General features: G+C 51.9%; 5 protein-coding genes. All 5 read left to right on the top strand.

What is annotated here, in order from left to right:
* The first annotated feature begins 113 nt into the window (after nucleotides 1-113).
* On the top strand, nucleotides 114-1,106 hold the full coding sequence (locus COY37_RS01115) for a 6-bladed beta-propeller (RefSeq protein WP_286975594.1): 993 nt from the start codon (nucleotides 114-116) through the stop codon (nucleotides 1,104-1,106).
* Nucleotides 1,107-1,318: 212 nt separating this feature from the next.
* Nucleotides 1,319-2,623 carry a multiheme c-type cytochrome gene (locus tag COY37_RS01110; RefSeq protein ID WP_286679374.1) on the top strand — a complete coding sequence of 435 codons (1,305 nt, stop codon included), beginning with the start codon at nucleotides 1,319-1,321 and terminating at the stop codon, nucleotides 2,621-2,623.
* A 272-nt stretch (nucleotides 2,624-2,895) separates the two neighbouring features.
* Entirely contained in the window at nucleotides 2,896-3,708 is an 813-nt protein-coding gene (locus COY37_RS01105) for a tetratricopeptide repeat protein (protein ID WP_286679375.1), read from the top strand.
* Nucleotides 3,698-5,998, top strand: a complete 2,301-nt coding sequence (locus COY37_RS01100) for an Ig-like domain-containing protein (protein ID WP_286679376.1) — start codon at nucleotides 3,698-3,700, stop codon at nucleotides 5,996-5,998. Before COY37_RS01105 ends, COY37_RS01100 begins: the two co-directional genes overlap by 11 nt.
* A gap of 164 nt (nucleotides 5,999-6,162) precedes the next feature.
* Complete coding sequence (locus tag COY37_RS01095; RefSeq protein WP_286679377.1) at nucleotides 6,163-6,960, top strand: AAA family ATPase; 798 nt, start codon at nucleotides 6,163-6,165, stop codon at nucleotides 6,958-6,960.
* The last annotated feature ends 345 nt before the right edge of the window (nucleotides 6,961-7,305 follow it).

Genomic DNA, 7,305 nt, shown 5'->3' with positions numbered 1-7,305 from the left:
AGGAGGGTCTAAGCTTAGACAAGCTCAGTGACAGAAGTTTGTGAGTGCCCGCTAGATTCTTCGCTTCGCTCAGAATGACACAATAATTATGGTGTTCTGGCACTAGCGGGAGATTGGTCATAAGGAGTGAAACAGCAATCAGTAAACGGTTATTCTTGCTCATATTCGTTGCAATCGTGCTTGTAGGAACATCCGGCATCCTTTACTACTCGCTCTCAAACTACGCTGCCGATGATTCAGGCAACAATCAAAAAGCTCCCTCCTACCGGCCAAAGTTTATATCCGCTCTTGCCGGGGGCGGTAATCAGCGCCTGAAGGGGCCGATGGGGATAGCTCTAGGCAACGATGCGCTCTACGTCGCGGATTCGGGCAGCGGCCATCTGGTTATCATCTCGCCGACGGGCACCTTTAAGAAAGTAATCGATGTTTCCGCCCAAGCCGGGGGCGCCCGCCCGGTAGGTGTGGCTGTGGACCGGGATATGCGCATCTACGTAAGCACGCTCGGGGCTGAGGGTGCGATCTTCGTATACGGCAGCGATGGGAAGTTCCTCTACCGGTTCCCGGAAGGCACCTCAGACGAGGGGTCGGTCTCCGTGCTCCCAGGGCGACCGATAGCCCTGTGCGCGGCCAATGAGAAGCTCTACGTAACAGATGTTCTCGACCAGGATGTAAAAGTCTACGACCTTAAGGGCAGGCTCATCACCAGGTTCGGCCGACCGGGGAGCGACAAGGGCCAGTTTTTATACCCCAATGGAATTACTGCAGATAGACAGGGCACCATTTACGTTAGCGACTCGAACAACGCACGCGTCCAGGTCTTTAGCGGCCGGGGCGAGTTTCTCAACGTCGTTACCGGGTCGGAAAAGGAGGCGATGGCCCTACCGCGCGGTATTGCGCTCGATAGAGGTGGACGCCTGCATGTTGTCGATATGCTGAAGCACAAGGTCTTCGTCTTTACAAAAGACGGGCGCTTCATCAGCACCTACGGCGGGTTTGGAACTACGGGAAAAGGCCTTGCCTATCCGAACGGTATCGCCATCGACACCCGGAATAATGAGATATTCATAGCGGATAAGCTCAACAACCGCATTGCAGCCTGGAAGTAACCCGCGCAGCAGGCACTATCGGATATTTTTGGTTGAGCAAACAGCCGATTATTGATATATTAGTATTGGAGATTTGTCATCTAATAACAATCCAATAGTAGTCTAATAACAGTCTAAAAAGGTTCGTTAAAAACTGTTGCAGGCTATTATAGATTTTTGATGTAGTTTGTAAAAGGCCCATCAGGGCTCGCTTTAAAGGAGCTAGTGTAGTAGTGGCAGCTCGAAACTCGATCAGCATACATGCCGGTAGATTACCGGCCCGCCTCTTGATAATAGTCCCCTTAGCGATATGCTTCATGATCATCTTCGCGGGTATCGCTTGGGCCGATACGGTGATGGTAAGTTCCGAGCCGGAGGCGCGGGGCAGCGTTACGAGTGGGGAGGATAACATCGTCATGCAGCGGCTCACCCTGAAAACCGGCACCGGCAACGCAATCTGGACATCGCTTAAGATCAACGAATACGGCACCGGCAACGCTACGGTCAACGTGCTGCAGGTTAAGATATATAAGGAAACCAACAGTGTTGGGGATATCCAGTTTAATATAAGCCCCGATACCGTTGTGCCTACAACGCCTAACACAGCCACATTTTCAGCGGAAGAGACCGATTTTACGTTTGAAACACCGCAGACGATCTCTACCACTCCCGACACCTACTATATCATCTACACACTATCAACCTCGGCGGATGCCAGCGGAAGCCCGACAATCGGCTCAAGGCTGGTTGATCAGAACTCTATCACGATCGATACAACCGGGGGCAATTCGGATGATATCGTCCAGAACTTCGCCAACCTGCAATCGCACGAGCTTACGCTGGTACAAACCCCGCACGGTACGGATACAAATCAAAGCCCGTTCTCGTCGACAACCAACTTGTGTGAAACCTGCCACGCGGTGCATCTCGCGCCCGATTTCGGCCCCGATTTTGGGCTGACCGGAAGCGACGCCACGCGCCGCCTGCTTGTACAGCCCTACTTTGAAAGCCCCTCCGTGGTAAACAGCAAAAGTTCGGATATCTATAATGCGCTTTGCTTTAGCTGCCATGACGGTACCGGCGCCGGTACCACCGTGGAAAAAAATATCAAGGGCCTCTACAATTCCACCGACACGACCTATACAGGTCACCAGCTTAGGGTAAACGGTACGCTTACAACCGGCTGGAAAGCGCCGCCATCGGGCCAGCAATACAATACCGGGGTTAAGATGCCCTGCATGGTGTGCCATGATGTGCATACCGCAAGGTTGGGTAATTATAAGATGATCGCCGACAGCCTTTACGACTATGCGGTGCAAAACGGCTGGAACGACCCGGATAGCAACAACCGCATCACCGATAGCAACGAATCATGCCAGGTGTGCCATAAGAGCCCGACCGAAACCACACGGACCGTCGAGGTTATGGGTGTAAACATTGGAGCCCTGCCGACCGGGCCGTTTGTTGACCATACAGGTATTAGCAGTTGCTTAAGCTGTCATGGCTACTCCCACGCGCCAACAATCCCATCTTCTTAACCACCAAAATATACAGCGCTTTTAAGCGTGTCAATTCTACCAAGCCTCTGCTAAAATAAGAGAAGCAAGCACAGAATCAACACACAATTACATCCGCCCACAACAAAAAACACGGTGCATTTGCGCTGCTCACAAGGACGACATTAACACGGTAATAAACACAATAATAATTGTTACAAGGTAAATCTTGTTTTCCAGGATTTTCAACGCCCGGGTTCTGCTATAATATGGGCGCTATAGAACAAACTAAACCATCCGCTGGAGGAACTGAATTGGGCAGGCATGCCGCTGACCGGAAGCAAAGCACGGTGAGAGCTATGGATATCCGTGTGAGTAAATATATCTGGATATCGCTCGCCGTGGTCCTCACCGTCTGTACTATCGGACTCGGGATTTACCTGTGGCCGAAAGGAGCGCCAACGGATAACGGCGCACAAACCCAGGTCGCCGAAAAGAACGATTTAAGCAGGAAGCAGATAATCGACACCTACAACAAGGGCGATTACAAGGCGGTTATCCCAAGCCTTGAGAGTTTCCTTGCGGCGAATAAAAACGATGCCCAAATGCGCGAGATACTCGCCTCCTCATACCTGCTCAGTGGCGACAACAAGCGCGCCGGTGACGAGTACCAGTTGTTGCTAAAGACCAAGCCGAACGATGCGGAACTGCTCTATAAGGTGGGTATTCTGCTCGAGCGCACGGGCAGGCAAAACGAGGCCATCACGTACTTGAACCGCGCCGCGCAGGCCGCTCCGAATGTGATCCTCTTTCACTCAGAGGTCGCACGCGCCGACACCAGGGCAAAATACTACGATAACGCGATCGACGAGTGGAAGAAGGTCTTAAATCTGCTGCCGCCGGCGGATAAACTGCGCTCGAGCGTTCTTGCCGAGCTGGCAAATATCTATATCCTGCAAAACGACTTCGTGCAGGCCAAGGGAATCATCGCGACCGGCTTAAGCATCGACCCGAACAACGAAACCCTCAAAGCCCTGGAATCGAGGACCGGCGGGCAAATACAGGGGCTGTCACCGTCATCATCAACGTCGTCATCCGGCACAGGGGTAGGATTGGGTGGAAACTAAAAACGTCCTTTCCGCCCCACGACTTCTCATACTTCTTGCAGTGCTGTGGCTGGCGCTCTCGCTTTCACCCACGGCGGCTAATGCCGACCAGCTTATTCTTAACGGAGACTTTAAAAGCGACCTCGGCAACTGGAGGCCGCAAGAGTTAACCAAAGGAATCAATATATCCTTTGACGGCGCCGGATTTGAGAATGGCGGCGGCCTTGGCTTTACGATTTCCGGTCGCAGAAGCAGGGGCGAGTCCTTTGCCAAACAGCGCATCACCGTCCCCATTCAGGCCGGAAGCACCGGCAAGATCGAGTTTGTCTGGAGAAAAAACTGGACATCTATCCTTCCCCTCGAACAGCGGATCTACATCAACCTTATAAAACCCGATAACACTTCGGTGACCGTCTGGGCAAACCGGCAAGTTCTCAACGACAACACCTGGGCGACCGAATCGGTTGATATCTCCCAATACCTCAACCAGACAGGCGACTACCACATAAGCCTTGGCGCAGCCTTTGAAAACGGCAACGCCCGTGAAGCCGTGATATATGCCTGGTTCGATAGCGTAAAGCTCGATATCGCAATGGGATTGAGCAGCGGCCCGCAGACATCGTTTTTAAACCCAACCGGCGCAAACAAGCTTACCGGCAGCATCTACCCGATAAGCGGCGTCGCGATTGATGATGCCGGCGTCGCCAAAGTCGAGCTGGCCATCATCAGGCTCTACGATAAGGCCTGGTGGAATGGCACGAGCTGGGTTAAGAACGAATACTGGAATAACGCGAGGGTAACATCCAACGCCGAGCGTTCGGTTTCATGGGTCTACCCGTGGCCGCTTCCCACGAGCGACGGAGCCCACTTTAAGTTGTTGGCCCGATCGGTTGATATCACCGCAAACAAGGAGAGCATACCGATTGAAAACGACGTCGCAGTTGATAATGTCGGGCCGGTCGGCAATATCTTTATCGAGGATGCCGCCACCTACACCAACAACCAAAATGTGCGCGTGGATATCGACATACACGGCGCAACGGACATGCGCTTCAGCCTCGACAACGGGCAAACCTGGACGGATTGGGAAAAATATGCGCCGACGAAAACGCTGATCCTTCCCAAAGGCGACGGTATGAAGATAGTAAACGGCCAGTTCAAAGACGATAGCGGCAACTCATATGTGATCTCCGACAGCATCACGCTCGATACCGTACCGCCGGTAACACGCCATATCTTCCCGGCGATGAATGCGACAAAAGTCTTACCGGATGCGGGCATCGGCATTGTCTTTTACGAGAATATGTATCCGTTAAGCATTAAGAACGACGGCACAGAGCAGGGGTCGACCTTCTATCTCAAGCAGGGCTCGCGCTGGATCTCAGCAAGTGCATCCTATGATGAAAAAGCCAAATCGGCCAAGCTTGTCCCAAGAGACCGGCTCGAATCGGGCACCGCCTACACGGTTTACTTAACAACCGGCATAAAGGATGCGGCAAAAAACCCACTGGCAGCGAATTTCTCGTGGTCGTTTACCACCGAAGGCTCATATCAATCATCGTTCAAGCAAACGGTTGGCCCTGCCGGAGGCGTGGTTACCGATAATAACCAAACCGTGTCCCTGGAGATTCCCGCAGGCGCCCTCTCCACCGAAACGACCATTATGCTCGAGGAGCTGCGGGGTAACGACGTCCCCGATGTAACGGGCGCTACCAGGTATAGCCCTGTATACCGGCTCGACCCATTGCAAATGCCGCTGGGTAGTCCGGCGACATTTAGGATTAAATACAAGCCGGACGAAGTACCCGACCCGACCAGCTTGCGGCTCGTCTCTTATGACGAAAAACAAAAAAAGTGGGTGCCGGTACAGAACACGCGCATCGACCTTGTCAACAACCAGCTGGTAGCTTCACTTCCCTATCTGGCGATGGTCACCGTAGTTGCCCAAAGCGACCCGACAGGGCCCTCGACGGCGATCATCGACCCTACGGGTGCCGTTGAGGTCGGCGGAAGGACCTATGCTGTCTACGGACTATCGGCGGATAACGCAGGCATCGCCCGCGTTGAGGTCTCCATCGGCAGGCAATCGGATAAATCGTATTGGACCGGCAATGATTGGAAAACCGCAGAAACCTGGGTGTCGGCAAAAATAATTAACGGCAAAGGCAGCCCAGAGGCGTCCTGGAGATACATCTGGATACTGCCCGAAGATAGGTTTACCGGCTATATCCTGCGGGCACGGGCAATCGATAATGCCGGAAATGTTGAATCCAATCCCAATATCGTGGGGATAAAGTTAACCGGAAACTAGGCCCCCACCACAGCGCTTGCCGTATAAAAGCTATATTTTCAACGAAATGCTTGACTTTCCTATTTAACCCTGCTATTAAACTGTTCTATAATAACCTTACAAAGCTAGACCAAAATTCGAAGCAAATGCCAAAGCAACCATAAAGCTAAGAGCGGAGTCTTACTATGCAGAAACGGTCCGGTAAGGTTGAGGTTTGGCTTGAGTTCCTCGCGGTGGTCTGTGTTATCTGCGGTATAGCCGTCGGTTTAATGCTGTACACAATCCTGCCTGAGGGCTTCATCCACCTTCGGATAGGCTCACTCACCATGCAGATCGTTATCCCTGTTGTCTGCTCCGCTATCACCTGGGCTGCAACCTATTACTATTCCAGACAAAAGCTCGCCAAGCGACAAAAAGAACTAGCCCGAAAAAGCATAAAGAAGACCTACGAGCTTCTGCGGACAACCAGCCGCACATTAGACACCATCGATCTTAAAGCGAGTACCATACTAAACAACGCCAACGATGGCGAGTTTAAATTGGATAGGGAACTCGCGCACGAGTTCGTGCAAAACATCCGCAACCAGGTGATCGAAGTCTACAATAGCGTAAGCATATGCATCGAGGACTGGCGGGATATCATGGCCGATGAGTTCGAGCACATCGAGAAGAAAGAACGCCTGCTCGACAAGATCATCCTGGAGCAAATCATCAAGGCGCGGCACCTGCAGGAATTGAACCAGGATAAAGAGGCGCATGAGAAAGAGATACTCGCAATCAAGGCGGATATGGCGCGGCTTGCCGAACGGCAGCGGACATCCCAAAGCGAAATCATCGGCGAGTCCAGAAAGCTCATCGGCGCCCCCATAACGACGGCGATAAGTTTTACTAATTCCACGGCATCGCAATCAAAGTTCGAGCAATTGGTTAAGTTACCGGTATACGGAAAGGAATATGAGGCAGAGGTTGATGAGATACTGTAAGAGCGTATCGTCCCCACCGGGGCTTTGAGCAACCACCCGATCAGTTACTTTTTAACCTCGCTTGACGCGGGGTCTTCGAATAATTTACACCGCTCTATGCGAGAAAGTCTTCCCCTCCCCTATATGGGTTAATTCAGGTGCATCCGACGAATATTTTTTATAAATAGGCATTTATCTGCGGATACTGTGCGCCGATACAAGCGTAGGGCAAACATCAAAATGATTCTAATTGAATACAATAGGCTATGTATAAGAAACTATTTTTTCTCGCAACCTTAATAACGTCCCTCGTCGTGATAAGCGGCTTAATCGGGTTTCAGATTATCAACGACGCTGACACCGTAG

The organism is Candidatus Aquicultor secundus (genome assembly GCF_002791875.1).
In the GTDB taxonomy this organism is placed as follows: domain Bacteria; phylum Actinomycetota; class Aquicultoria; order Aquicultorales; family Aquicultoraceae; genus Aquicultor_A; species Aquicultor_A secundus.
This window is presented reverse-complemented; position numbering and strand designations above follow the sequence as displayed.

Excerpts from the sequence above, each read along its gene's own strand:
- COY37_RS01095 (WP_286679377.1), top strand. The coding sequence starts at position 6,163 with ATGCAGAAACGGTCCGGTAAGGTTGAGGTTTGGCTTGAGTTCCTCGCG.